This is a genomic window from Streptomyces sp. NBC_00490 (assembly GCF_036013645.1).
Lineage (GTDB): Bacteria > Actinomycetota > Actinomycetes > Streptomycetales > Streptomycetaceae > Streptomyces > Streptomyces canus_F.
Genome location: NZ_CP107869.1, coordinates 7697945 through 7724705, shown reverse-complemented (window position 1 = coordinate 7724705; position 26761 = coordinate 7697945). Strand labels below are relative to the sequence as shown.

Genomic DNA, 26761 nt, shown 5'->3' with positions numbered 1-26761 from the left:
GCCGACAAACGGCGCGGGTGCCCTCCGTGTCGGAGGGCACCCGCGCCGGTTCGTCCGTGGTGGGGCGTCAGGACAGTCCGGCCGACTTCAGCCAGGCCTGGGCGACGTCCAGCGGGTCCTTGTTGTCGAGCTGCACCTGGGAGTCGAGGTCCAGGAGCGTCTCCGTGTCCAGCTTGGCGGAGACCGCGTTGAGCGCGTCCACGCCTTCCTTGGCGAGGCCGGACTTGTAGGCCAGCGGGGTCACGTTCGCGAAGCCGAAGAGGTTCTCCGGGTCCTTCAGGACGACGAACTTCTCCTTGGTGATGGTCGGGTCGGTGGTGAAGATGTCCGCGGCCTGCACGGTGTTCTTCGTCAGCGCCGCCTGGGTCAGCGGGCCGCCCGCGTCGAGCGCCTTGAAGGACTTGAACTCCAGGCCGTACACGGACTTCAGGCCGAGCAGGCCCTGCTGCCGGGTCTGGAACTCGGGCGAGCCGCCGATGACCAGCTCGGGGGCTGCGTCCTTGAGGTCGGCGAGGGTGGACTCCGCGGTGAGGTTGTACTTCTTCGCGGTCGCCGCGTTGACGCTGACGGAGTCCTTGTCCTCGGCGGGCGACGACTCCAGCAGCGTCAGCGTGCTGTCGAGCTTCGTCTTCACCGCGGCGTTCACCGCCTCGGCCGTCTTCTGCTCGGCCTTGGGGTCGAGGTAGGACAGCAGTGAGCCGTTGTACTCGGGCAGGACGGTGATGGAGCCGTTCTTCAGCAGGCCGTACGTGGTCTCGCGGCTGCCGATGTTGGGCTTGTAGGTGACCTTGATGCCCTTGGCCTTGAGGGCCTCGCCGTAGATGTCGGCGAGAAGGATGCTCTCAGCGAAGTTGTTGGAGCCGACGACGACGGTGTCGCCGCTGCCGCTCCCCTTGTCCTCCTTGAGCGGGTCGGAGGCGTCGTCCGAGCCGCATCCCGCCAGCAGTGCCGCGGTGGCGGCGAGCGCGACGGCGGCTACGCCGGGATGCTTCCGGATGGACCTGCTGCGTGCGGCGTTGGAAGTCACGATTCCCGTTCCGGACTGTGTGGGCTGATGAGAAACAAGCTCTGACACTGATCCAATCCAGCCAGTTCTCACTCAGTCAAGGGCAGCCTGGTCACCAATTGGCGTCAATGCGCGACCGGTTGTGAAAAGCGTCGGCGGCCCGTCGTTCAGATGCCGTCCCGTTGTAACGGATTCTTGACTCAGGGTGGCATGATCGATCTTCCGAAGAGACGGTAGTCTCCGGGTCGTTGGCGTTCGGACACAGTGGCGTGCCGGTGCCCCATTGGTGCATTTCGACACCTTCCGACACGATCAGAATCGGTCACGTGACGTCTTCGCGCGCCGTCACCCCCCATGAAGGAGGCCTGGTGTCCACGAGCGAGTCGGCCCCGCCTTCGGCCCCGGGTGGCATACGAGGCTTCGCCGATCGCCGGCCGTTCCGGCACAAGCTGAACGTGCTGGTCGGCGTGCCGCTGACGGTGGTCGCGGTCCTGCTCGCCTACCTCATCACCGACCAGGTCCAGCAGTCCTCGGAGGCGGCGGACGCGGCACGGCTCGTGCGCACCAGCACCGAGGTCGCCACGCTCGTGGACCGGCTGGAGGCCGAGCACCAGCAGGCCGTCCTGCTCTCCGTGCGGCACGAGGCCACCAACGACGGTGGTACCCCCTCCCAGGCCCCGTACCGCAAGGCGCAGGTGGCGGTGGACAAGCAGGTCGAGGAGGTCCGCGGGGCCTTCGGTGACCGGCTCCCCGCGGACGAGGCCCGGGCACTGCGGGAGATCGAGGGCCTGGAGAGCCTGCGCAACACCATCGAGCAGGCGTATCTGCCCGCCGACAACATCGACCCCGCCTACGCCAGTGCCGCCAAGGGCCTGATCGACGGCCTCGGCCTGGACCGCAACACGGCCCTGGCGACCACCTTCACCGGCAACCTGCTCGACTCCCTGCTGCGCGCCGACGCCGCCCACAGCGCCTTCGAGACCGGGGTGTTCTCCGCGACGACCGGTGACTCGAACGCGCTCATCGAGTTCATCGGCGCGATCGGCTCCTACGACGAGTACACCCACCAGGCCGACCGGTTCGCGCGGTTCGCCACCGAGGAGCAGACGGAGCAGCTCGCCGAGATCGAGCACAACAGCCCGCAGGCCGCGATCAACCGGCAGTTCGCCGAGCTCCAGATCGACCCCAGCTCCCTGCAGGCCGACTCCCCCGCCGAGATCCGCCGCAAGTTCGAGACGTCGCTCGACTCGTACCCCTCCTACCGCAAGCAGGCCGCGATCCGGCTGGGGATCACCACCTCGCTGATCGACCAGATCGCCGACCGCGCCGACCGCGCCTCCGACGAAGCGCTGCGCAACGCCGTCCTGCTGCTGGGTCTCGCCCTGCTCGGCTTCGTCATCTGGCTCGCGTTCTCGGTGGTGGTACGCCGTTCCGTGGTCCGCCCGGTCCAGGCGCTGACCCACGCCGCGCAGCAGGTCGCCGAGGACGCCGAGCGCGAGCTCGCCCGGGTGGCCGACGACGACGCCGAGGACGACCGCCCGGCGCGGCTGCGGGAGATGCCGGCCACGGCACGCGACGAGATCGGCGACCTCGCCGAGGCCTTCAACCACGTGCAGACCACCGCGGTCGCGCTCCTGGAGCGTCAGGTGCTCAGCCGCCGCAACGTCGCCGAGATGTTCGGCAACGTCGGCCGCCGGGTCAGCAACCTGACCACCCGGCAGCTGGCCCTGATCGACGCGGTGGAGCGCGGCGAGACCGACCCTGAGCTCCTCGAACGCCTCTACAGCATCGACCACATCGCCGTCCGGCTGCGCCGCAACGCCGACAGCCTGATGCTGCTCGCCGGCATCCGCGAGACCGTCCTGGACGCCGGGCCGATCGCGCTGACCAATGTCGTACGGGCCGCGCTCGGCCAGATCGAGGGTTTCCAGCGGGTCCAGCTGCTCGCGCGGACCGAGGTCGCGGTGGCGCCCGACATCATCGGCGACCTGACCCTGATGGTGGCCGAACTGGTGGAGAACGCCGTGTCGTTCTCGCCCGCGGACAGCCCCGTCGAGGTGTTCGTGCAGAACTCGGCCGAGGGCGCGGCGATCGTGGTCGCCGACCACGGCCTGGGCATGGACCCCGAGCGGCTCGACGAGGAGAACGCCCGCATCGTGCGCCGTGAGCGTCTCGACCTGGTGCCCTCGAAGGTGCTCGGCCTCTTCGTGGTCGGCTCGCTGGCGCGCCGCTGGGACATCGACGTCGCCCTGTCCCGCACCCCGGGCGGCGGTGTCACGGCCGAGGTGACCCTCCCGCAGTCGCTGCTGCTGACGGCGGCCGCGGTGCGGCCGGCGGCACCGACCACACCGGCGGCGGCCACGGACGACACGGGCCCCCGGCCTCCGGTCCCCGCCGGCGAACACGACGGACCCCTCCCCCGCCGGGTGCGCCGCGAGGAGGACCCGGCCGCTCCCGAGGACGGCCTGCCCTTCATCCCCAAGGCCCGCGCCGAGGAACCGGCACCCGCCGACGACGCTTCCGGCGCCGCCCGCCCGCTGCGCCGCCGCGTGCGCGGAGCCACCCTGCGCACCACGGCCGACGCCGCCCCCGCGAGCACCCGCCAGGCACCCCGCCCCGCCGACCCGGAGGCCGTCCGCAGCTCCCTCGAGGAGTTCGAGGCCGCGGTGGAACGCGCCCACCGCGACAGCGACACGGAACCGCACCAGACCCCCCGCAAGCACGACCTGAACCACCTCCCGGAAGGAGCGGAACAGTGAGTACGTCGACAGGTGACACTCCGACGGGGAACACACCGGCCGATCTCAAGGCCGCGGCAGCCGACTTCACCTGGCTGTTGAATCGTTTCGCCACCGAGACCGCGGGCGTCGTGGACGCCATCGCCGTCTCCTCGGACGGACTGCTCATCGCGGTCTCCGAACTGCGTGAGCACGCCGATTCCGAGCGCCTCGCGGCGATCGTCTCCGGCATCACCAGCCTGGCCGCCGGCGCGTCCGGCAACTACGGCCTGGGCGGCCTCAACAAGGTCATCATCGACCTGGAGGGCGGCCATGTCCTGGTCTCCGCCATCGGCAGCGGCGCCGTCCTCGGCGTGGTCACCGACAAGGAGGCCAAGCTGGGCAACATCGCCTACGAGATGACACTGTTCGCCAATCGGGCGGGCAGCGCGCTCAGTCCCCAACTGGTGCTGGCGCTGAAGAACAGCGTCGGCTCCCCGTCGGCGCTCTGACCGGGACCGGGACGGACACGCCATGGCGGACGGCTCCTCAGCCCCGGGGCATGACCCGGTCGGGCCCGCCTCCGCCGTGCGGCCGTTCCTGGTCACCGCCGGCCGGGTGGCACCCGGCGGAGCCGGCCGGCCGATGCCCGTCGAGACCCAGGTGGTGGCCACCGTCGAGGGTCTCGAGGCGCTCGGCGGGCTCTCCTTCGAGCAGCACGACATCGTCGCCGCCTGCCGCCGTCCGCAGTCCATCGCGGAACTCGCGGCCCGGCTGCGGCTGCACCTCAACGTGGTGCGGGTGCTCGCCGAGGACCTGCGCACGGAGGGGCAGTTGACGGTGCATGTGCCCGACTCCGACGACACGCACGACGCTTCCGTCCTGCGAAGAGTGATCGATGGCCTGCGCGCCATCCCCGACTCCCGAGGGGTACTCCGTGACTCCGACTGAACCGGCCACCCTCGACGGGTCCGGTCCGGCCGCCCCCGCGCGGCCGCCGCTCCCGGTCAAGATGGTGATCGCGGGCGGCTTCGGCGTGGGCAAGACCACCGCCGTCGGCGCCATCTCCGAGATCGAGCCGCTGACCACCGAGGCGGCCATCACGGAGGTCGCGGCGGGCGTGGACGACCTCACGCACACCCCGCGCAAGACCACGACGACGGTCGCGATGGACTTCGGCTGCATCACCATCGACCCGACCCTGAAGCTGTATCTGTTCGGCACGCCCGGGCAGGAGCGGTTCGGCTTCATGTGGGACGACATCGTCGAGGGCGCGCTGGGCGGCCTGGTCATCGTGGACACCCGCCGTCTCGACGACTGCTACGCCGCGGTCGACTACTTCGAGCACCGGCAGATCCCGTTCGCGGTGGCCGCGAACGCGTTCGACGGCAAGGTCGAGCACACGCTGGAGGAGGTTCGCTGGGCCCTCGACGTCGCGGACCACGTCCCGGTCGTCGTCTTCGACGCCCGCGAGCGCGGCTCGGTCCGGGACGCGCTGCTGGTCGTCCTCGAACTGGCCCTGGCCCGGACGGAGAGCTGACGCGGGGCACGGAATGGGCGGGCGTGTGCGGGAGTTGTGGCCTGACATGAGCCACGACGAGCGCACCATCACCAACCCGCCCGCCCTGCACGACCCGACGCCCTTCGGCTACAGCCACGCCGTCTCGGCGCCCGGCGAACTCGTCTTCATCGCGGGGCAGTACGCCTCCGACGGCACCGGCGCCCCGGTGCCGGGCGACTTCGCGGCGCAGGTGGAGCTCGCCTTCGACCGGCTGCACGCGGCCCTGGAGGGCGTCGGCCTCGGCTTCGAACACGTCGTCCGGCTGGGCTCGTTCGTCGTCGACCACGACCTCGCCAAGCTGGAGGTCCTCGGCAAGGCCTGCACGCCCTCCCCCACTCTCGGCTTCGCTCGAGCGGGAGGTGCCCCCATCGGCGACCGGCTCCCGGCCCAGACGCTCAGCGGGGTCGCCGCCCTCGCCCTGCCGGGCATGCTCTTCGAGGTGGACGCGGTGGCCGTCCGGCCGGGCCACTGAGCGCCCCGCCGGAAGTGCCGCGACGGGTCGCGGTCCGCCCGTGGTCGACTCCGCCCGGACCGCTCAGGCGCTCCGGCGCACTCCCCTGGACACGGTGGCCCGTCCCACCGCCCAGAACAGCGCGAGGGTGAGCAGAGCCAGTCCGGCGACCAGCGTGGCGCCGCCGACGACCTTCTCGTAGTTGCGCTGGTAGAGCCCGTCCACGATGTAGCGGCCCAGGCCGCCGAGGCTGACGTAGGCCGCGATGGTCGCCGTGGAGACGATCTGGATGGCTCCGGAGCGCAGGCCGCTGAGGATCAGCGGGAGCGCGGCCGGGAGTTCGACGTGGAAGAGGACCCCGGCCTCGCTCATGCCCATGCCTCGCGCGGCGTCCACCGAGGAGGGATCGACGGTGCGCATCGCCTCGTACGTGGTGACCAGGATCGGCGGGATGGCGAGGATGACGAGCGGGGTCATCACGTTGACCAGGCCGAAGCCCACCAGCAGGGTGAGCAGCACCAGCAGGCCGAAGGTGGGCAGGGCCCGTCCCGCGGTGGCGATCAGGGAGAGGACGGTGCCGCCGCGCCCGTAGTGGCCGGTGACCAGTCCGACCGGCAGGGCGATCGCGGCGGCGATGAGCAGCGCCTCCACCGTGTACTGGAGGTGCTCCGCCACCCGCGTGGGGATGCCGTCGTAGCCCTGCCACTGGGCGCTGTCGTTGAAGAAGTTGCCGATGTGGGTGAGCAGGTTCACCGTGCTGCCTCTTCCAGGACGGGGGCGGCCTTCCGCTTTCCGCGCTGCGGGCGCGGCATCCACGGCGTCAGCAGACGGCGCAGGAGCACCAGCGCGGCGTCGGCGAGGATCGCGAGGGCGGCCATGGACAGCACGGCGTTCACGGCGAGTTCCGGCCGGTTGTAGATGTTGGCGTCGTTGAGCAGGTTGCCGAGGGCGCCCTGGTTGCCGATGAGGGTGCCGACGCTGACGAGGCTGACGCTGGACACGGTGGCGACCCGCAGTCCCGCGATGATCGCGGGCACGGCGATGGGCAACTGGACCTGGACGTAGCGGCGTACGGGTCCGAGGCCCATGGCCTTCGCGGCCGCGAGGGTCTCCTGCGGGACCGAGCGGACGGCGTCGACGACGGCCGGGACCAGGACGACGAGGCTGTAGACGGTGAGCGGGATCATCACCGTCAGCTCGGTCATGCCGGTGTAGTCGATGAGCAGTACGAAGAAGGCCAGCGAGGGGATGGCGTAGAGCACGGTCGTCACCCACAGCACCGGCGGGTACAGCCAGCGGAAGCGTACACAGAGCTGGGCCAGCGGCAGCGAGATCAGCAGTCCGGCGAGCACCGGCAGCAGGGCCTCGCGCAGATGCAGCCCGACCAGGCCCAGCCAGCTGTGCTGGAGGTCGCTGGGGATGTCGAACATACGGTCCCAGTTCATCCGGCGACCTTCGCGTCCGTACGGCCCTGCGCGTGGGCGCCGCGGATGGCCTCCGCGATGGTCTGCTGGGAGACGACCCCGGCGACCTTGCCGTCGGCGTCCACGGCGACCGCCCAGCCGGTGGGCGAGAGCACCGCACAGTCCAGCGCGGCCCGCAGCGAGTCGGTGCCGGCGACGAACGGCCGCCCGTGCGACAGCAGTCGGCCGACCTCGACCTCGCCCGCCGTCAGGTGCCGCGGCTCGCTCCAGCCGAGGGGCCTGCCGTCGGCGTCCGTGACGAGGAGGTAGGGGGCGTCCGCGCTGTCGCGCACCCGCTCGGCGAGCTGCTCGGCGGTGGCGTCGGCCGCGACGACCGGCCCGGTCGACAACTCCAGCCCCGCGGACGGGAAGAAGGAGAGCCGGCGGATACCGCGGTCGGCGCCGAGGAAGTCCTCGACGAACGCGTCGGCCGGGCTCGTCAGCAGTTCGGCGGGCGGCGCGTACTGGGCGAGCCTGCCGCCGGTGCGCATCACGGCGACCATCGTGCCGATCTTGACGGCCTCGTCGATGTCATGGGTGACGAAGACGATCGTCTTGCCCAACTCCTCCTGGATGCGCAGGAGTTCGTCCTGGAGTCCCTTGCGGACCACGGGGTCGACGGCGGAGAACGGCTCGTCCATGAGCAGGACCGGCGGGTCGGCGGCGAGTGCCCGGGCCACGCCGACGCGCTGCTGCTGGCCGCCGGAGAGCTGGTAGGGGTACCGCTTGGCGAGCGCGGCGTCGAGTCCGACCCGCTCCATCAGTTCGCGGGCCCGCTCCCGGGCCTTGTCCTTGCTCCAGCCGAGGAGACGGGGCACGGTGGCGATGTTGTCGATGATGGTGCGGTGCTGGAAGAGTCCGGCGTTCTGGATGACGTACCCCATGGACCGGCGCAGGGTGTTGACCGGCTGCCGCAGGATGTCCTGGCCGTCGAGGAGGATGGTGCCCTCGGTGGGCTCGACCATGCGGTTGATCATCCGCAGGGTGGTCGTCTTGCCGCAGCCCGAGGGGCCGACGAGAACGGTGATCGAGCGGTCGGGTATCTCCAACGAGAGCCGGTCGACCGCCACCGTGCCGTCCGGGTACCGCTTGGTGACTGAATCTATCCGTATCAAAACGCCGAATACCCTTCGGGTCTGGCCGAGGTGGACCGCTTTCGGCCGTGGTGGGGCGGGCCGTTGCGGGTGAGTCTAGACGGCCCGTGTTGACGCACGTCAGCGGGCACGATCCGGTGGGGCGGCCGGAAAGCACTGTTGACCGGGCAGGGCGCGCGTACTGTCATGGAGTTCGCACGCATCCGACCGTCCATGACGAGGAGCGCGACGTGAGCGACCGGCGCAGCCACGCGATGCGGTGCCCCGTCACGCGTCCGCCGCACGTCAGTGACCGAAACGATTCGTATGTGACCGTCTCCGTCCGCCGGGCCCGGTGACCGGCCGTGGCCTCCGGCGGATCGGCCGCGGGCGGCGGTCCCCGACTCCCCTCCTCCCTTCCCGGCCGGCCCGGCTTCGACCCGGCGGTACTGGCCCGGGGGCGGCTGCTGCTGGCGCTCGCCGACGACGCCCGGGGCCGTGACGCGGCCGACGAGGCGCGGACGCTCGCGCTGCGGGCGGCGGCGGACTTCGAGAGCGGCGTACGGCTCGACGGCCGGCACAGCGCCCCCTCCGCCGTACGCTGCCGGGCCCTGCTGGACCTGGCCGAGGCCCGCGCCGTGGCCGCCGGTGACACCGGGCACCCGGGGGTCCTGGAGGCGCTGGAGCGGGCGGTGGAGGCGGTCCGCGACCAGGGGCCCGCGTTGCGGGTGCCGGCCCTGCGCCGGCTGGCCGAGGCACACACGGCCCGCTACCGGCACACCGCCGAGTCCGCCGAACTCGTCGCCGCCGACGGGTACTTCACCCAGGCCGAGGCCCTGCTGGACCGGGACGACCCGGAGCGGGCGGAGCTGCTCGCGGGCCGTGGCGAGGTGCTGGTCGCCCGGGCCGAACGGGCCGGCGAGCTGGCGGTGGCCACCGACGCCGTACGGGTGCTGCGCGCGGCGCTGGCGCTGACGGCCGACAGTGATCCCCATCTGGCCGACCGGCGGCTTCTGTTCGGGCGGGCGCTGCGACATCATCACGGCGCGGGCGGAACGCCGACCGATCTGCACGAGGCCGAGTGGGTGCTGGCCCGCGCGGCACGGGGCGCGCGCGACGACCGTACGGCGGCGCTGGCGTGGCTGGAGCGCGGCGACGTCCTGCTGACGCTGGCCGGGGACGCCGGGGCGCCCGAGTGGCTGGACCTGGCGGCCGACGCGTACCACCACGGCGTACGCAGCGCGGAGCGGGCCGGTGAGCCGCTGCTGGCCGCGCGGGCGCATCACCAGCGCGGAGCGGTCCTGGAGCGGACGGCGGGACCGGAGCACGCGCTGGAGTCGTACCGGACGGCCTGGGCGCTGTGGCAGCGGGCCGGGGCGGCTCAGGGGCCGCAGGCACGCTCGACGTTCGAGCGCATGACCGCGCTCGCCGGAACAGGGAGACGGTGAAGGGGAGTGTGCAGGGTGACGGAGCCGACCGGACGGGACGGACATACGGGGACCCCGCTCCCCGATTACCGGGGCGTCGATCTGGCCGCGCTCCGCGCCCGGGTCGACCACCCCGTGCTGGGCGCGGTGCTGGCCACCCTGCTGGCCCGGTCGTGCGACGCCGACGGCGGCCTCGTGGCGTATCACGAGGACTCCCCGGGGGTAGAACGGTAGCGGCGGCACCGGGCCGCCCAGGGGGAGGCGACGCTGTGCAGACCGCTTCGGACGACAGCTTACGGATCGCCCGGGACCGGGAGTTCGCGCCGTGGCCGCACGCCGAGCTGGACGTGGCGGCCCTCAGACGTGCCGGACAACGCCCCTTCCCCTTCCGCCAGTTCGTCCTGAAGGTGCACAGTCGCTGCAATCTCGACTGCACCTACTGCGTCATCTACCAGGGCGAGGACGCCAGTTGGCGCGGCCGGCCGGCCCGGGTGTCGCCGGGGGTGATGCGGCAGACGGCCCGGCGGATCGCCGAACACGCGGTCACCCACGGGCTGTCCGAGGTGCGGATCGACCTGCACGGCGGGGAGCCGCTGCTGTCCGGCGCCGACACCGCCCTGCAGTACACGGCCGCCGTACGCCGGGCGCTGCCGACCGGCGTCGCGCTGCGGGCCACCGTGCAGAGCAACGGCACGCTGATCACCGACCGGACCCTGGACCGGCTCGCCGACGCGAACATCCGGGTCGGGCTGAGCCTGGACGGCGGCACCGCGCACCTGAACTCCCGCCGCGTGGACCGTGCGGGGCGGCCGTCCTGGCCCGCGGCGGAGCGGGCCGCGCGGCTGCTGGCGGACCGGCCGGAGCTGTACGCCGGGATCCTGTGCGCCATCGACATCACCAGCGACCCCGGCGAGGTGTACTCCTCGCTCGCCGAGCTGCGCCCGCCCCGCCTCGACCTGCTGCTGCCGCACGCCAACTGGTCGAGCCCGCCGCCGGGCCTGCCCGCCCGCGCCCCGGGGGCGTGGCCGGCGGTGCCCACCCCGTACGGTGACTGGCTGGCCGCCGCCTTCGACCTGTGGTGGGACGGCGCGCCCGACGGCTCCCAGCCCCGGGTGCGGCTGTTCACGGAGGTCGTGGCGCTGCTGCTCGGGGTGCCCAGCACCACCGAGTCGATCGGGCTCTCGCCGACCTGCGCGGTGGTCGTGCACACCGACGGCTCGGTGGAGCAGATCGACTCCCTCAATCTCGCCTACGACCAGGCGACCGCCACCGGTCTCGACGTCTTCGGGCACGCCTTCGACGAGGCGCTGGACCATCCGGGGATCGTCGCGCGCCAGCTGGGCGTGGCGGGTCTCGCGGACGAGTGCCGGGCCTGCCCGGTGGGCCGGGTCTGCGGGGGCGGCAACTACGGCCACCGCTACTCCCGCGGTACGGGCTTTCGGCACCCGTCCGTGTTCTGCGCCGACCTGGAGCGTCTCGTGCGGCACGCGGCCGGGCGGCTGAGCGCGGTGATGCCCCCGGATTGAGCGACGTATCGCATAAAGTGCAAGCGAAACCGACAAAATCCGTCATTCTATTGATTTCGGTGTAAGGGGAGACGTTCGGATGGCCGACAGGTCCAAGGGCGCCGAGTCCCACGAGCACTTCACCATCAGTTACGCGGGATTCAACCGGCCCTGGGCGACGTGGATCGCGCACCAGCTGGAGCAGCTGGGCCACGAGACGACCCTGCTGCGCTGGGACCCTCCGGTGCGGATGCCGCTCACCGAGGCGTTGCGCAATCTGCTCCAGGCGCCGGGCCGGGTGCTGCTGGTCCTGGACGACTGGTACTTCTCGCTGGGCCCCCGCTCGGACGCCGAGTGGACGCAGGCGCTGCACGAGGTGGTGCCGGCCCATGTGGACCGGTTCTCCGCGGTCAGCGTGGCGACGAGGGCGCTGCCCGCGACGGCCGCCCCGCTGCGCCCGGTCGACCTGCGCGACCTGGACTCGCGCGAGGCCCGCCGCCGTATCCTGCGCCGCCTGGACTTCGAGGCGTCCGCGGAGCCCGCCGCCCCGTCCGGCATCTCCGCCCCCCGCTTCCCCAACGACCCGCCGTCGGTGTGGAACGTGGCACGCCGCAATGTCCGTTTCACCGGCCGCGACGCGATCCTGGAGGAGCTGCACGCCCGCTTCGAGCGCGGCGGCCGCAGCGGGGCGCGGGTGGCGCTGCGGGGCATCTCCGGCGTCGGCAAGAGCCAGATCGCCAACGAGTACTCGCACCGCTTCGGCAACGACTACGACATCGTGTGGTGGGTCGGCGCCCGCTTCCGCGCGCCCGCGCGCGAGCAGTTCGCCCAGCTCGCCCCGCGTCTCGAACTGCCGGTCGGCCAGGAGCTGGGCGAGCGGATCCGCGCGGTCCACGAGGCGCTGCGGACCGGGACGCCGTACAAGAGATGGCTGCTGATCCTGGACTCCGCGGACGACATGGAACAGATCGAGGATCTGCTCCCGGAGGGCAACGGCCATGTCCTGATCACCACCCTCACCCAGGACTGGGCGGCCTCCGGCAATGTCACCGAGATCGAGGTGCTGCCCTTCAGGCGGCCCGAGTCCGTGGCCTACGTCCGCCGGCGCGCTCAGCGGCTGAACGACACCGAGGCCGACCAGCTCGCCGACGCCGTGCAGGACCTGCCGCTGCTGCTGGCGCAGACCGCGGCCTGGCTCGACGCCAACGCGATGCCCGCCAAGGACTACATCTCGATGATCCGGCGCGGCGAGGCCAGCCAGATCGGCATCCGGATCTCCTCCGACTACCCGATGGGCTTCCAGACCAGCTGGTCGATAACTCTCAACACGCTCCAGGAGAACAACCCCGAGGCCGTGGAGCTCCTCCACCTGTTCGCGCTGTTCTCCCCGGACGCCATCCCGGTCCGGCTGATGCAGGCCGCCCACCCCTCCGACCTGCCCGACCACCTCGCGGCCCTGGCGGGCGACCCGATCCGCTGGCACACCGCGCTGCGCAGGCTGTCGGAGTCGACCGCGGTCCGGCTGGACTACGTCGAGTCCTCCGACGCCGAACCGGCCGTGGACCGCGTCTCCATGCACCGCCTCTACCACAGCTTCCTGGTCAGCACCCTGACCGAGGACCGCCGCGAGGCACTGTCGACGATCGCCTGCACCCTGCTGGCGGGCGCGGACCCGCGCCGCCCCATCGACACCCGCGAGTGGACGCGCTACGCCGAGCTCATCCCGCACCTGGAGACCGCGGGGGCCCTGGACAGCCCCGACCCGGTGGTGCGCCAACTCGTCCTGAACTGCATCGAGTACATGCGGGTCCGGGGCGAGAACCGGGCCGCCCTCAGACTGTGCGAGCAGGCCGTCACCCGCTGGCGGACCCGGCTCGGTCCCGAGGACCGGGACATGCTGATCCTGATTCACGACCACGCCAACATGCTGCGCCGCAGCGGCCGTTACCGGGAGGCGGAGGCCGTCGGACGCGCCGTCCTGGACCAGCTCTCGGAGACCCGCGCCGACGACGACCCCGACCTGCTGCGCGCCAAGAACGGCCTCGGCGGCACCCTGGTGTCGCTGGGCCGCTACGACGAGGCGCACGACATGTTCAAGGAGTGCGTGCAGGCATACACCAGCACCCTGGGCGCCGACGCCCCGCGCGCCCTCCAGGACCGCGGCAACCTCGCCGTGGTCACCAGCCTGCTGGGCCGCTACAAGGAGTCCCTGGAGCTGCACCGCGACATCCTGCTGATCCGGGAGCGGCTGCTGACCCCGCGGCACCATCTCACCCTGCGCTCGGGCATGTTCTACGCCTGGATGCTGCGCCTTCTCGGCCGCTACGACGAGGCGACGTCACGCCAGGAGCTCAACGTCCGCGCCCACCGCAGCACGATGGACCGCTACACCCCCCAAACCCTGTACGCCGAGCACAACTTGGCGCTGTGCATGCGACGCAAGGGCGATCTGCTCGGCGCCGAGTCGCTGATGCGCAGCGTGGTCGAGCGGTTCGTGCAGCGGCAGGGCCCCCACCACCCCGACTCGCTGCTGGTGCAGGCCGACTTCGCCACGTTCAACCGCGAACACGGCAACCTCGAGCAGGCCCGGGAGTCGGCGGCGAGTGTCGCCGAGCAGTACGCCAGACTCGTCGGTCCGCAGCACCCCTACGCGGTGGGCACGGCGGGCAATGTGGCGCTGGCCCTGTGGGAGTACGGGGAGCGCGACGAGGCGCTCCGGCTCGCGGAACGGGCGCTCACGGACATGCGTGCAGCGGTCGGTCCGTCCCATCCCTGGACCCTGGGCGCCGGACTCAACGCCGGGGGTGCCCGCAGCCTCGCGGGCGACGAGGAAGGCGCGGCCGAACTGACCCGCGCCGTTCTGGAGTCGGCGCGCACGACCCTGGGCGAGACCCACCCGCTGACCCTCTCCTGCAAGGCGGCCCTCGCCTCCGACCTGCGGATACTGCGACGCGGGCAGGAGGCGTCCAAGCTGGAGCACGAGGCGCTCCAGCAGCTCTCCGACACCCTGGGCGCCCAGCATCCGCACACCCTCTCGGTCCGCCGACGGGAACGGCCCTACTGGGACTTCGAGCCGCTCCCGACCTGACGTACAGCCAGACCCCAGCGACCGCTGCCAACTTGAGACCTGCGCAACAGCACGGCGCGGACATTTCCGGACCGCCGCGCCACTAGGCTGGGCCGCGCCGTGTGTCAAGAGGCCGGTTCGGCCGTTTTGGAGAGGTTTGAGCGTGCGGGGTACAGAAGGGGACAGGCCTCCCTTGCGTGGAGTGCGGGAGCCGGGCGGCGCGCTGCCCGACCTCACCGATCTCGACCTGCTGGCGCTGTCCCGTGAGTCATCGCATCCGGTGCTCGCGGCGGTCGCCACGGGCCTGCTGCCCCGCAAGCTGCGCGGCGGCCCCGCGATGGCCTTCTACGAGGACGGTCCGTATCAACTGTGACCGCACGGTGGCCTCTTGAGACCCTGGACGTCGCCGGATTACGGCGGTCCGGCGTACGGGCCGTGCCCTTCCGGCAGTTCGTCCTGAAGGTCCACAGCAGCTGCAACCTGGCCTGCGACTACTGCTACGTCTACGAGGGCGCCGACAGCAGCTGGCGGGACCGCCCGACGGCGGTGTCCGCCGGGGTGGTCCGGCGGACCGCGGCACGGATCGCCGAACACACCACGGCCCACGGACTGTCCTCCTTACAGCTCAACCTGCATGGCGGAGAGCCCTTGCTGGCCGGGGTGGACACCCTGGTCGGCTATGTCACCGCGGTGCGGGAGGCCGTCGGCGCGGGCTGCCGGGTGGACGCCAGCGTGCAGACGAACGGCACGCTGCTCACCGAGGACCGGGTGCGTCGGCTGGCCGACGCCGGGATCGGCATCGGGGTGAGCGTGGACGGCGGCACCCCGTGGCTGAACCGGCACCGCGTCAACCACGCCGGGCGCTCGTCCTGGCCGGCGGTATCGGCCGGGCTCGAGGTGCTGCGGCGCCATCCGCAGGCGTACGCCGGGATCCTGAGCGTGATCGACCCGGACTCCGACCCCGTCGAGGTGTACACGTCCCTCACCGCACTCGAACCGCCCTCCATGGATCTGCTGCTGCCGCACGCCAACTGGGCGCATCCACCGGCCGCGACAGGACCCCACCCCTACGCCGACTGGCTGATCCAGGTCTTCGACCTCTGGTTCGACTCCGCCGGACAAGCCGTCCCCGTCCGGCTGTTCCGCGAGATCATCGGGCTGCTGCTCGGCCTGGACGGCGGGGCCGAGGCCGTGGGGAACTCCCCGATGGTCGCCGTGGTCGTCGACACCGACGGGGCGATCGAGCAGGTGGACTCGCTCAAGACGGCCTACGAGGGGGCGCCCGCCACCGGACGTGACGTCTTCCGGCACTCCTTCGACGACGTCCTGGACCATCCCGGCGTCGTCGCACGGCAGTTGGGCCGCCGCGCGCTGTCCCCCGAGTGCCTGGTGTGTCCGCTGGCGGCCGTGTGCGGCGGGGGCAACTACGCCCACCGCTACCGCGCCGACGAGGGCTTTCTCAACCCCTCGGTGTACTGCGCCGACCTGGACCGGCTGATCCGGCACATCGCCGACCGGGTACGCCGTGCCGCCGATCTGGGGACGCCCTCGGAGACGGTCGACAACCGCTGAGCACAGGGCTGTTGAGCGAGCCGGGAACGGGGAAGGAAAGCACAGGGATCAGGCTCGCAGGACGGGGGAGTGCTGCATGACGATCGTGACAGGGGTGGCGGCGGACGGCCGGGACGGGCCGGTGTACGTCGAGGTGGACGGTGTTCCGGCCGCGGGCGGCGTCGACGACGTGTACCGGGGGATCGACACGCGGGGCCCCGCCGACCGGGTGCTGGAGGTGGCGCGTGACGTCTACGCCGACGGTCTCGACCTGGCCCGGCGGTGCGCGCGGCAGGCGGCGGAACAGCTGCACGACCTCGGCGAGGGGCTGAGACCCGACGAGGTGGAACTCCAGCTGTCGATCAAGCTGGACGCCGAGCTCGGCGCGGTGCTGGTGAAGTCCGGGGCGGAGGCACAGCTTCAGGTCACGTTCCGCTGGAACACGGGCGGCGCCTCGTGACCGGTGGGACCGCCGGCTCCGGGATCCACATCCTGCCGTACAGCTATGTGGTGGGACAGACCGAGCTGAAGCTCGCGCTCGAACTGAACTACATCGCGCCGCGGATCGGGGGCGTCCTCGTCAGCGGGCAGCGCGGCACCGCCAAGTCCACGGTGGTGCGGGCGTTCTCGCTGCTGACCCGGGGAGAACTGCCGGTCACCCTGCCGATCAACGCCACGGACGACCGGGTGCTGGGCGGCTGGGAACTCGACGCGCTGATGCAGGGGGTCGCGCGGACGCAGCCGGGGCTGCTCGAGGAGGCCGGCGAGAAGGGGATGCTGTACATCGACGAGGTCAACCTGCTGGACGACCACATCGTCAACATCATCCTCGACGTCGTCTCCACGGGGGTGCTGTCGGTGCAGCGCGAGGCCATCGACACCGTGCGCAGCGTCAGCTTCGGTCTGGTCGGGACGATGAACCCCGAGGAGGGCGGTCTGCGGCCCCAGTTGCTCGACCGCTTCGGGCTGATGGTCGCCGTGTCCGAGCTGGACCAGGAGGCGCGGCGGGCGATGGTGCTGGCCGTGCTGCGCTTCGACGACGAGGCCGGGACGGAGTCCTCCTGGCTGGCGGACGGGATCGCCTCGGACGAGGCGCTGCGCGAGCGGCTGGACGCGGCGCGGGCGGCCGTGCAGGACGTACGGCTGAGCGAGGACATCGCCAAGCTCTGCGCCGACGTCGCCACGCAGTTGCGGGCGGTGGGGCACCGCGGGGAGGTGGTCACCGCCTGGGCCGCCCGGGCGCTGGCGGCCTTCGAGGGCACGGACGAGGTCACCCCTCACCACGTCCGCAAGGTGGCCCCCCTCTCCCTCCGCCACCGCCGCCCCGAAGCGGCCCACGGCGGCCCCGTCGACTGGACACCGGAGGAGTCGGACCTGCTCGACGGGCTGCTGGGATGACGACGGGACGGGGGCGCACGGCCGGATCGCGTCTCCTGACGATGCCGGTGGCCTCCGGGCCCGGGTGGGCGTCCGGGCTGCTGCGGGCGCCGGCCTCCGTCAGGGGGGAACGGTGTGCCGGGACGACGACCGTACGCGGGTGCGTGACCCCGGCGTGCGGGCGCCTCCTGGGGGCCGCTCCCCCGTGCGGCGCCGCGATGACGGACGCCGTGTGCCGGCGGGCGGTCGGGGCGTGTGCGCGACTCCCGCGGATGCCGGTGCACTCCTGGTCGGCGGGCGGCCGGGGCGGAGGGCCGCGATGACGGCGGAGATGAACGGGCGGGTGGCCGGGCCGCGGCAGCGGCTGTTGCAGGTGCTGGCGTGTTCCGCGTTGGGGCCCGGGCTGGACGGGGTGCTGCTGTTCGATCTGGAGCCGGAGATGGTGGCGCCGGTGACGGACGCGTTCGCTCGGGTTCTCGGGTTGCGGAACGGGCGGCCGGTGCGGCGGGCGATGCTCGGCTCGGTCACCGGGGACGACGAGCTGTGGCTGCGGCCCACGCTGCGGCACGAGGGCGCCGGGATCAACTTCTCGCTCGCCCCGGGCCCGTTGGTCGACATCGACCCGGAGGCGTCGACGCTGGTCGTGGTCCCCGATCTGGTCCGGCTGAGCCTGCCCGGCATGCGGGCCGCGGTACAGCTGCTGGGTGCCGACGTCGCCGCGGTCGAGCGCTCCGGCTTCCGCGCCCGCTGGCGCCCCCGGGCCCGCTGGCTCGCCGCGTGCCGTGAGTCGGAAGTGGGTCGCCTCTCCCCCCATCTCCTGGACCGCTTCCCGATCCGCCTCAACGCGGCGGGACTGGAACCGGACCTACTGCTCGACGTACGGGACCGACCGCGACAGAGCCGTGGACCGAGCGGCTCGACCACGCCACGCGTCGACCCCCGACAGGCCCCCGACGCCCTCTCCGGCTCCGTCTCCGACGTACAGGCCACATCCGACGGACCCGAACGCGCCGGACTCCCCCAGCGTCCCACCCCGGCCCCCGCGCCGAGCCTCGGACGACAAGATCCAAGCGCCGCCTCCCCGCTCGGCCCCGGCACTCCGGAGCCCCACGAGCCGGGCCCGCCGGACGCCCCGCACTCCCCCCGAGGGGGCGGCGAACGGGACGCCCTCGACACCCAGGAGCCCACGCCGAGCCCCGGCGACCCCGACGCCCCGCCCTCACCACCCCGACACGGCGAACCCGGCTCCCTCTACACCCGGGAGCGCTCTCCGAGCCCCGGCACCCCGTTCTCTCACCTCGCCCCCGATGACCCCGGCGGCCCTCTCGGCAGCCTCCAGCGCGGCCTCGTTCTCGGCGAGCTTCCCGAGGCGTGGCGGGGTGTGCTGGTGGCGGGGCGGCGGGTGGGGTGTGCGATCGACGAGGAGGCCGCCGCTCGGGTCGTGGCGTTGTTCGACGGGGACCGGGGCAGCCGACGGGCCCTGGGGCTGGCGCGGCTGGCGCGGGCATTGGCCGTGTTCGGGGGTGACGACAGCTGTGGGACCGAGCGGGTCGACGAGGCCGCCCGGCTCATCGGCGTCGCCGCGCGGCCCCCCGTACCGCCCGGCTCCGGGCTGCCCGCCGACCGCGGTCCCGTCACCCACGACGCCGACGGCGAGCGGCGGCCCGTGCCCGAACCCGCGAAGCCGGACCCGGTCGCCGACGACGGTCCCGCGGACCGGATACCCGGCGCCGCCGTCGCCGTGCCCGCCGGACCCGCCGAGGCCCTGGACACCTTCGCCGCCGATACCGGAGACGGCGTCGGCTCCCCCTTCCCCGAGGACGACGCCCGGTTCCTGCGGGAGTTCGCCCCGCTGCGAATCCCCTGGCAGCGACGCCCGGAGCCCAGTTCGGCGCGCGGTCCCGTGATCGGCGTACGGTCGGCCACCACCCTGCGCGACCTCGCCTTCGTCGCCACCGCCATCGAGGCCGCCAAGCACCAGAACCTCCCCGGCCGCCGCGCCCTGCGCACGGACGGCGACGGCCGTCTCGTGGTGCTGCCGGGCGACTTCCGCAGCTACGCCCGGCTCCCCGTCGCGGAACGCATGCTGGTGCTGCTGCTCGACCACACCTGCCGCCGCGGCTGGGACTGGCAGCCCGCCCTCGCCCCGTATCTGCAATGGGCGTACACCGGACGGGCCTCCATCTGCGTGGTCGAGGTCGGCAACCGGGACGCGGCACACGAGCTGAAGGCCGACCACTTCGTGGCCCGCAGCGTCCTCGACCCCCGCGTCGGCCGCGCCCTGCACCGCCCCGCCGGGCGCAGCAGTCCCCTCGCCCACGGGCTGGCGATGACCGACCAGTTGCTGCGCCGCGCGTTCCAGCAGCGCTCCAACCTCGTCGAGGCGTGGCTGGTGGTCGTCTCCGACGGTCGGGGCAACGTTCCGCTCGACACCGGCACGGGCGACCGGCTGCCCGGCCCGGTGCGCCGTACCGGCATCGAGGACGCGCTCTCGGCGGCCGGCCGGATCGGCGCGATGGGGCGGATGCGGCTGCACTCCGTGGTCGTGGACGCCGCCCGACAGCCGTACCCGGACCTGACGTTCCTGCTCGCCGACGCGCTCGGCGGAGTGACCGTCGCCGGACGCACCGCGCGGGGGGTGACCGGTGTCCGCTGAACCGTCCGGCCCCCGCGGTCTCGGCGGGGCGATCCCGCTGGGGCCCGGCATGCCCGCCCGGCCGCCGGCGCCCGAGCCGCTGGTCGCGCCGCGCCCCGCCGCCGTACCGGAGCATGTGGCCGAGCCCCCTGAAGCCGTACGGCTGCCCGCCGCACCCGTCGATCCGGACGCCCGGCTGCCCGCCGGGTTCGCGAAGCTCTCGGTGCAGCGGGCCTACGGCGAGCCAGGGCAGGACGCGTTCTGGCTGACCGGGCACAGCGGTGAGCTGGAGAGCCGCCTCGACTCCGAGTACACCCGGCTGCGCCCGGACGACCTGGTGCTGCACAACCTGCGGCCGGGCAGCTCGATGCCGCCGAGCGAGATCCTCCTGGGGCTGGCCGAATGGTCCCAGGGCCAGGAACCCCTGGTCCGCTGGATCAATGTGCTGCGGGCCCGGCACGGTGCGGAACTGCAGCTCGTGGTCTGGGACGACACGGACTACGACATCCCCTGGGAGCTGCTGCATCTGACGGGCGACCAGGAGCACGGGCTGGTCTCCGGGATCCTGGGCGCCCTGGTGACCGTGGTGCGCTGGACCACCGTCCGGGAGGCCGGAACCACCCCCTTCGGGACCCCGGCGTCCTGCTCGGGCCATGTCCTGGGCTACTACGCCGAGCAGATGAGACGGGACGTCGAGGTGTTCGAGGAGTACGTGCACCGCGCGCACATCGGCACCCCGCGAACCTTCCTCACCGAACTCACCCGGCCCGACCTCGGCGCCGGCCTCGTGTACATGGGGTGCCACGCCGAGTACGGCGCCCGTGCCCACGAGGTCAGGATCGCCTCCGTCAGCTGGAGCGACCTCAACCGGCAGGCCATGCCCGCGCTCCGGGACGGGTCCACCCTGGTCTGCCTCAACGCCTGTGAGTCCGGGCGCCTGTTCGACAACCGTGGGCGCGGGGAGAACGCCCTGCGGGGCTTCGCCGAGCTGTTCCTGCGCAAGGGGGCCGGCGGCTGTATCGCCACGTCCGGGAAGGTCGGCGACGACATCGCCCATCTGCTGATCAAGGAACTGGTGGGCCGGGTGTGCGCCGACCCGGACCTGCCCGTCGCCCGTGCCCTGCGCGAGTTCCGGGCCAGTGCCGTGGCCCGATTACCCGACCCGCTGTCGTGGCTCGACGTCGGCAGCCGCGCCTACACCGAACGGCAGCAGGAGATCCTGCTGGTTCTCTACAGCTTCATGTTCCTCTACTTCGGACATCCGCTCACCACGCTCCGGCTGCGGGTGCGCGCCCAGGAGGTGAGGGCATGACCGGCGACGCCTCCTCCCTGCTGGTCGAGCCCCTGGTCGGCTGGCCCCGCACGGCGCAGGCCGGGCAGAGCTATCTCGTCACCGTCGACCTCAACGGGCCGACGGGGGACGAGGACTGGCCTTACGAAGAGGAGGAGTTCGACTTCGGGGTGGCCCTGGACGGCGCCCCTCACTTCGTGTGCGAGGCGCTGAGCGAGCCCAGCGTCGTCCTGCACCGCTTCGGCGGCACCTACGGCCCGGCGCGATTCGTGGTGACCGCCGACGGCACGCCCGGGCCCGGCACGATCTGGCTGACCATCACCAACCGCTGGGGAGTGCCGGTCCGTACGGTCGAGCTGCCCAGCGAGATCGTCGCCGAGACGGTCCCCACGGGGCCGGGACAGATCGTGGTGCCCTCGGCGAACGGCCGCCCCGCCGCCCTCCCCGGCTCCCCCCGCCCCGGCACGCTCCCCGCACCCCGCCCCTCCGACTCCTGGTCCCCCGACCACGTCACCATCAGCTACGCGGGCACCCACCGTGCCTGGGCCACCTGGGCCGCGCACCAGCTGGAGCGGCACGGCTGCCGTACCGACCTGCTGCGCTGGGACCCGCCCCCCGGGGTACCGCTCAACTCCCTGCTGAGCGAGCTGCTCGGTGCCCCGGGCCGCGTTCTGCTGCTCCTGGACGAGGGGTATCTGCGGCTCGGCCACCGCACCGAGGCCGAGTGGGCCGGGGCGCTGGCCGACGTGGTCGCGCCGCGTCCCGACCGGTTCGCGGCGGTCGACCTGTCCACCCGTGCCCTGCCCGCCGCGGCCGCCGTACTGGGCCCGCCCGCGCTCAGGGACCTGGACCCGGCGGAGGCGCTGCGCCGGCTGCTGGCCGCGCTCGGTCTGGAGCACACCGAGCCGGACACCGAGGAGGACGTACCCGTCGCGCCGCGTTTCCCGGACGCGCCGCCCGCCGTGTGGAACGTGCCGCGCCGCAACTTCCGCTTCACGGGCCGCGATCCGGTCCTGGAGGAGCTGCGCGCCCTGTTCGAGAGCGGCGGTCCGGCCGGGGCGCGGGTGGCGCTGCGCGGGATCTCGGGGGTGGGCAAGAGTCAGATCGTGATCGAGTACGCGCACCGGTTCGCCAACGAGTACGACGTGGTCTGGTGGATCAGCGCGAGCTTCCGGGCCACCGCCCGCCAGCAGTTCGCCGACCTCGCCGACCGGCTCCAGCTCACCGACGCCCGGGCGCTGGGCGAGCGGGTGCGCGCGGTGCGGGAGGCCCTGCGCACCGGTCGCCGGCGCTGGCTGCTCATCGTGGACAGCGCCGACGACATGGAACAGGTCGACGACCTGCTCCCGGAGAGCGGCGGCCATGTCGCGATCACCACCCTCACCCGTGGCTGGGCGGCCTCGGGCGGGGTCGCGGAGATCCAGGTGGACCGGTTCACCCGGGCGGAGAGCATCAGCTACGCCCGCCGGCACGTGGAGCGGCTCACCGAGGAGGAGGCCGACCAACTCGCCGAGGCGGTCGAGGACTTCCCGCTGCTGCTCGGGCAGACCGCGGCCTGGCTGGAGGCCAACAGCCCGGTGCCGGCCGCCGACTACATCGCCCGGCTGCGCGGGGCCGACGCGGACGTCATCGGCATCCAGGTCTCCTCCGACTACCCGATCGGCTTCCGGACCAGCTGGGCCATCACCCTCGACTCCCTGGAGCAGGACAACCCCAAGACGACGGAACTGCTACGTCTGTTCGCCATGTTCTCGCCCGGCTCGATCCCGGTGCGCCAGCTCCAGCACGCCCGCCCCGGCGACCTGCCGCCCCATCTGGCGGAGCTGGCCGCGGACCCGGTGCGCTGGCAGAACGCGCTGGCCCGGCTGGCCGAGTCCACCGCCGTGCGCCGGGACTTCGTGCAGACCTCGGACGGCGAGACCTATGTCGACAGCGTGGAGATGCACCGCCTCTACCACCGCTTCCTGCGCCGTACGCTCTCCCCCGCCGACCGGGACGAACTGTCCGCGGTCGCCTGCCGGGTGCTGGTCTCGGCCGATCCGCAGCGCCCCTCGGACGTGCGCGCCTGGCCGACGTACGCCGGACTGCTGCCGCATCTGTATCCGTCCGGGGCGCTGGAGAGCGCCGAGGACTCGGTGCGCGAACTCGTCCTGAACTGCATCGAGTACCTGCGGCTGCGGGACGAGGAGAGCACCGGGCTCACGCTGTGCGAACAGGTGCTGGCGCGCTGGCGGGTGCGGCTGCCGCCGACCCATCCGTCGATGCTGGTGCTGGTCCACCAGCACGCCAACATGCTGCGGCGCTGCGGGCGTTACCGGGAGGCGGAGGCCGTCGGACGGGCCGTCGTGGAGCAGCTGGAGTACGAGCGGGCGCCCGACGACGCGGAGCTGCTGCGGGCGCAGGTCGGACTCGGCGGGACCTTGATGGCGCTGGGCCTGTTCGAGGAGGCGCACCAGCTCTGCGACCGGGTGTGGCGCGCGTACGACGCCCTGGAGGGGCCGGAGGCGCCGCACACCCAGGGGTCGCTGCACAATCTCGGGGTGGCCCTCGGGCTGCTGGGCCGCTATCTGGAGGCGGCCGCCGTCCACCGCGAACTGCTGGCCCTGCGGGAGCGGTTGCTGCCCCGCAACCATCGGCTGACCCTGCTCACCGGTCTCACCTACGCCCGTTCGCTCAGGCTCCTGGGACGCCATCAGGAGGCCGCCGCGCTCCAGGACGCCAACACCCGGCTGCACCGCGAGACCATGGGCGAGTACCACACCCAGACCTTGCTGGCCCTGCACAACCAGGCTCTGTGCCTGCGTCGTTCGGGCGACTACGAGAGCGCCGGTGACCTGCTGCGCGGTCTCGTGGAGCAGTGCCGCCAGTTGCAGGGCGCCCGGCACCCGATGACGTTGATGATCCAGTCGGACCGCGCGTCCTTCCTGCGCTCCCACGGTGACCCGGTCGAGTCCGCCGACCTCACGCTCCAGGTCTGCGAGGACTACCGGCACCTGCTCGGTGACGACCATCCGAACACGCTGGGCGTGCTGGGCAATCTGGGGCTGGTGTACTGGCGTCTGGGCAACCACGACGACGCCCGGAGCCTGATCGAGCAGGCCCTGCGCGGGATGCGGACGGCGGTGGGCGACGACCACCCCTGGTCCTTGGGCTGTGCCCTGAACGTGGCGGCGGTGCGCCATCTCTCGGGCCGGCAGGAGGAGGCCGCCGCGCTGCGCGAGGACACCCTGCGGCGGGCCCGGCAGGTCGTGGACGAGGGGCATCCGCTGCTGCTGGCGTGCACGCGGGCGCTGACGACGGCGGCCGACGACCCGCCGGACTCCGACTTCGAACCGCAGCCCATCTGAACCGCCGTTCCGGAGCCGGGCCTTGGGCTCGGGCGTGGGCCTTCTTTGAGCCACCTGTGAGTCCGCTGATTCTCATTCCTCCCTCAGCGAGGGCTCAGGGTTCCCCCAGACACCGCCCCGATCGTCACTGCCAGGGCGCCCGCCCCGCTCCTCGCCCCGGACCACCTGGAGTACGCGTCATGACGACTCTCGCCCCGCCGCCCGTCCAGGAGGCCCGGCACCGGGCCGAGCCGCCCGCCGCGCGCGGCCGTGTGGGCAGGCTGTTCACCGGCGCCCCCGAGGACCCCCGCTGGGCCCGGCCCGCCCTGTGGGCGATCCTGGTGCTGGCCACGGCCCTGTACGCCTGGAACCTGGCCTCGGTCACCGGCAACACCTTCTACAACGCGGCCGTCTACTCCGGCACCAAGAGCTGGAAGGCCTTCTTCTTCGGCGCGTTGGACTCCGGCAGCTTCATCACCGTCGACAAACCGCCGTTCGCCCTGTGGGTGATGGGGATCTCGGCCCGCGTCCTCGGTTACGGCACCTGGCAGCTGGCACTCCCGATGGTGGCGCTCGGCACCGGGTCGGTGGCTCTGCTGTACCGCATGGTGAAGCGGGACTTCGGCGCGGTGGCGGCGACGATCGCCGCGCTGGCCCTGACGCTGACCCCGATCACCGTCGCCATCAACCGGGACACCAACCCGGACCCGGTCCTCGTCTTCCTGATGCTGCTCGGCGCGGCCGCCCTGATGCGGGCCGTGCGCACGGGCCGGCTGATGCCGCTGGTGTGGTCCGGGGTCGCGATCGGTTTCGCGTTCAACACGAAGATGATGCAGGCGTACGTGGTGCTACCGGCGTTCTTCCTGGTCCATCTGTGGGCCACGAACGCGCCGCTGGTCCGCCGTGTCCGCAATCTCGCCGTCGGCACGGTCGCCCTGGTGGCCAGTTCGGCGTGGTGGATGGTGGTCGTCGATCTCATCCCCGCCTCCTCCCGCCCCTACATCGGTGGCTCCACGGACAACACGGTCTGGGACCTCGTCATCGGCTACAACGGCTTCGGCCGGATCTTCGGGGCGAGTTCGTCGGTGGGCTCGCAGGGCAACGGGGCGAGCTTCGGCGGCGAGGCGGGCCTGTACCGGTTGTTCAACGGCATCATGGGCGGCCAGATCTCCTGGCTGATCCCGTTCGCGCTGATCGCCCTCGTCGGCGGGCTGGTGCTGCGGGGCCGGGCGCCGCGGACCGACGCCGAGCGGGCGGCGCTGCTGCTGTGGGGCGGCTGGTTCGTCCTGCACTATCTGACGTTCGCGCTCGCCGAGGGCACCTTCCACCCGTACTACGTCACCGCCATGGCACCCGGTGTCGCGGCGCTGGCCGGTATCGGCGCAGTGCAGCTGTACCGGGCCTTCGTGGAGGGTTCGGCGGCGAAGTGGGGCTGGGTGCTGCCGGGGGCGATCGCGGTGAGCACGGTGTGGGCGGTCGTGCTGCTCCAGCGGGTGTCGGGGTCCGGGACGCTGTACACGGTGGCGGAGGTCGTGGCGGGCGTGGCCGGCGCGGTCGCGGTGATCGGGCTGCTGCTGGGTCGGTTCACCGGCCGGCAGCGGCTGACCGGGCTCGCGGCGCTGGCGGCCGTGGTCGCCCTGCTGGCCGGTCCCGCGGCGTACTCGGTGTCGGCGGCCGCTTCCAGCACGAACGGCACCAACCCGACGGCGGGCCCGAGCACCGGTGGCGGCATGGGTGCCGGCGGCATGGGCGGCGGGCAGCGTCCCAGCGGCGGCCCTGACGGCAGCACCAGCCAGAGCGGTTCGGACGGGCAGTCCGCGGGGCAGCCGACGCCCGGCACGGAAAGCGGTGGCACCGAGTCCGACGGCGCGTCCCGGAGCGGTGGGTCCGCCGGCGGCATGGGCGGCGGCACCCAGGTCTCGTCCGCGATGATCACGTATCTGAAGAAGCACCAGGACGGTGCCACCTGGCTGGTCGCGGTGGCCACCGACCAGACGGCCTCCTCGATCATCCTGGAGTCCGGTGAGCCGGTCATCTCGATGGGCGGCTGGTCCGGCAGCGACGACGCGATGACGCTCGCCAAGCTCAAGAGCCTGGTGAAGGCGGGCAAGCTGCACTACATCGTGATCGGCGACAGCGGCCAGGGCTCCTCGAACACCGAGATCTCCACCTGGGTCAAGAAGAACGGCACGGCGGTCTCCGACTACAGCGGCCTGTACCGCCTGGACGCCTCCGACGTCGGCTGACCACCCTCCCCGCCGGACGGGCCACCGGACTCCCCTGCCGGTGGCCCGTCCCTCGTACGCCCTGA

General features: G+C 72.5%; 21 protein-coding genes. 17 read left to right on the top strand and 4 right to left on the bottom strand.

All coding sequences use genetic code 11. From position 1 onward, the window contains the following. Positions 1-67 precede the first annotated feature (67 nt). Complete coding sequence (locus tag OG381_RS35270) at positions 68-1027, bottom strand: ABC transporter substrate-binding protein (protein ID WP_327720040.1); 960 nt, start codon at positions 1025-1027, stop codon at positions 68-70. 347 nt (positions 1028-1374) lie between these two features. Here OG381_RS35270 and OG381_RS35265 point away from each other — a divergent pair, with 347 nt between their 5' ends. From OG381_RS35265 to OG381_RS35245, 5 genes are read left to right on the top strand one after another with little or no spacing between them, the layout of a single operon-like run. Then, on the top strand, positions 1375-3765 hold the full coding sequence (locus tag OG381_RS35265) for a sensor histidine kinase (protein WP_327720039.1): 2391 nt from the start codon (positions 1375-1377) through the stop codon (positions 3763-3765). After that, positions 3762-4235, top strand: a complete 474-nt coding sequence (locus tag OG381_RS35260) for a roadblock/LC7 domain-containing protein (protein WP_307024543.1) — start codon at positions 3762-3764, stop codon at positions 4233-4235. Before OG381_RS35265 ends, OG381_RS35260 begins: the two co-directional genes overlap by 4 nt. A gap of 22 nt (positions 4236-4257) precedes the next feature. Next, a complete protein-coding gene (locus OG381_RS35255; protein WP_327720038.1) occupies positions 4258-4674 on the top strand; it encodes a DUF742 domain-containing protein in 417 nt (138 codons plus the stop codon). After that, entirely contained in the window at positions 4661-5263 is a 603-nt protein-coding gene (locus tag OG381_RS35250) for a GTP-binding protein (RefSeq protein ID WP_327720037.1), read from the top strand. The genes OG381_RS35255 and OG381_RS35250 overlap by 14 nt, the downstream gene beginning before the upstream one ends. Before the next feature lie 46 nt (positions 5264-5309). Next, entirely contained in the window at positions 5310-5756 is a 447-nt protein-coding gene (locus OG381_RS35245; protein ID WP_327720036.1) for a RidA family protein, read from the top strand. 63 nt (positions 5757-5819) lie between these two features. On the opposite strand, the gene OG381_RS35240 is transcribed toward OG381_RS35245, so the two are convergent. Genes OG381_RS35240 through OG381_RS35230 form a run of 3 tightly spaced genes read right to left on the bottom strand, consistent with a single transcriptional unit; the run spans position 5820 to position 8313 of the window. Then, positions 5820-6488 (bottom strand): ABC transporter permease, encoded by a 669-nt coding sequence (locus OG381_RS35240; RefSeq protein ID WP_327720035.1) that lies wholly within the window; start codon positions 6486-6488, stop codon positions 5820-5822. Next, a complete protein-coding gene (locus OG381_RS35235; protein WP_266821106.1) occupies positions 6485-7180 on the bottom strand; it encodes an ABC transporter permease in 696 nt (231 codons plus the stop codon). Before OG381_RS35235 ends, OG381_RS35240 begins: the two co-directional genes overlap by 4 nt. Continuing rightward, positions 7177-8313 carry an ABC transporter ATP-binding protein gene (locus tag OG381_RS35230; RefSeq protein ID WP_327720034.1) on the bottom strand — a complete coding sequence of 379 codons (1137 nt, stop codon included), beginning with the start codon at positions 8311-8313 and terminating at the stop codon, positions 7177-7179. The genes OG381_RS35235 and OG381_RS35230 overlap by 4 nt, the downstream gene beginning before the upstream one ends. Positions 8314-8636: 323 nt before the next feature. On the opposite strand from OG381_RS35230, the gene OG381_RS35225 reads away from it, so the two are divergent. The 12 genes from OG381_RS35225 (at position 8637) to OG381_RS35170 (ending at position 26696) form a co-directional block, all read left to right on the top strand. Continuing rightward, positions 8637-9719 carry a hypothetical protein gene (locus tag OG381_RS35225; protein ID WP_327720033.1) on the top strand — a complete coding sequence of 361 codons (1083 nt, stop codon included), beginning with the start codon at positions 8637-8639 and terminating at the stop codon, positions 9717-9719. Between the two features lie 15 nt (positions 9720-9734). Then, a complete protein-coding gene (locus tag OG381_RS35220) occupies positions 9735-9932 on the top strand; it encodes a YxD-tail cyclophane-containing RiPP peptide (protein WP_266821109.1) in 198 nt (65 codons plus the stop codon). A 35-nt stretch (positions 9933-9967) separates the two neighbouring features. Further along, entirely contained in the window at positions 9968-11224 is a 1257-nt protein-coding gene (locus OG381_RS35215; protein WP_327720032.1) for an FxsB family cyclophane-forming radical SAM/SPASM peptide maturase, read from the top strand. A 79-nt stretch (positions 11225-11303) separates the two neighbouring features. Continuing rightward, on the top strand, positions 11304-14291 hold the full coding sequence (gene fxsT / locus OG381_RS35210) for an FxSxx-COOH system tetratricopeptide repeat protein (RefSeq protein ID WP_327720031.1): 2988 nt from the start codon (positions 11304-11306) through the stop codon (positions 14289-14291). A 181-nt stretch (positions 14292-14472) separates the two neighbouring features. Then, entirely contained in the window at positions 14473-14643 is a 171-nt protein-coding gene (locus OG381_RS35205) for a YxD-tail cyclophane-containing RiPP peptide (protein WP_307037131.1), read from the top strand. Continuing rightward, a complete protein-coding gene (locus tag OG381_RS35200; protein ID WP_327720030.1) occupies positions 14640-15842 on the top strand; it encodes an FxsB family cyclophane-forming radical SAM/SPASM peptide maturase in 1203 nt (400 codons plus the stop codon). Before OG381_RS35205 ends, OG381_RS35200 begins: the two co-directional genes overlap by 4 nt. 76 nt (positions 15843-15918) lie before the next feature. Next, entirely contained in the window at positions 15919-16281 is a 363-nt protein-coding gene (locus OG381_RS35195; RefSeq protein ID WP_327720029.1) for a CU044_2847 family protein, read from the top strand. Beyond that, positions 16278-17219 carry an AAA family ATPase gene (locus tag OG381_RS35190; protein ID WP_327720028.1) on the top strand — a complete coding sequence of 314 codons (942 nt, stop codon included), beginning with the start codon at positions 16278-16280 and terminating at the stop codon, positions 17217-17219. The genes OG381_RS35195 and OG381_RS35190 overlap by 4 nt, the downstream gene beginning before the upstream one ends. A 298-nt stretch (positions 17220-17517) precedes the next feature. Beyond that, complete coding sequence (locus OG381_RS35185; RefSeq protein WP_327720027.1) at positions 17518-19854, top strand: hypothetical protein; 2337 nt, start codon at positions 17518-17520, stop codon at positions 19852-19854. Next, a complete protein-coding gene (locus tag OG381_RS35180) occupies positions 19844-21145 on the top strand; it encodes a CHAT domain-containing protein (RefSeq protein ID WP_327720026.1) in 1302 nt (433 codons plus the stop codon). Before OG381_RS35185 ends, OG381_RS35180 begins: the two co-directional genes overlap by 11 nt. Continuing rightward, a complete protein-coding gene (gene fxsT, locus OG381_RS35175; protein ID WP_327720025.1) occupies positions 21142-24471 on the top strand; it encodes an FxSxx-COOH system tetratricopeptide repeat protein in 3330 nt (1109 codons plus the stop codon). Before OG381_RS35180 ends, fxsT (OG381_RS35175) begins: the two co-directional genes overlap by 4 nt. A 179-nt stretch (positions 24472-24650) precedes the next feature. Then, entirely contained in the window at positions 24651-26696 is a 2046-nt protein-coding gene (locus OG381_RS35170; protein WP_327720024.1) for an ArnT family glycosyltransferase, read from the top strand. Positions 26697-26761 lie beyond the last annotated feature (65 nt).

What these genes read in the sequence shown, in the direction of transcription:
- OG381_RS35255 (WP_327720038.1), top strand. Translation starts at nt 4,258, where the DNA reads ATGGCGGACGGCTCCTCAGCCCCGGGGCATGACCCGGTCGGGCCCGCC.
- OG381_RS35245 (WP_327720036.1), top strand. Translation starts at nt 5,310, where the DNA reads ATGAGCCACGACGAGCGCACCATCACCAACCCGCCCGCCCTGCACGAC.
- OG381_RS35235 (WP_266821106.1), bottom strand. Translation starts at nt 7,180, where the DNA reads ATGAACTGGGACCGTATGTTCGACATCCCCAGCGACCTCCAGCACAGC.
- fxsT (WP_327720031.1), top strand. Translation starts at nt 11,304, where the DNA reads ATGGCCGACAGGTCCAAGGGCGCCGAGTCCCACGAGCACTTCACCATC.
- OG381_RS35195 (WP_327720029.1), top strand. Translation starts at nt 15,919, where the DNA reads ATGACGATCGTGACAGGGGTGGCGGCGGACGGCCGGGACGGGCCGGTG.
- OG381_RS35185 (WP_327720027.1), top strand. Translation starts at nt 17,518, where the DNA reads ATGACGGCGGAGATGAACGGGCGGGTGGCCGGGCCGCGGCAGCGGCTG.
- fxsT (WP_327720025.1), top strand. Translation starts at nt 21,142, where the DNA reads ATGACCGGCGACGCCTCCTCCCTGCTGGTCGAGCCCCTGGTCGGCTGG.
- OG381_RS35170 (WP_327720024.1), top strand. Translation starts at nt 24,651, where the DNA reads ATGACGACTCTCGCCCCGCCGCCCGTCCAGGAGGCCCGGCACCGGGCC.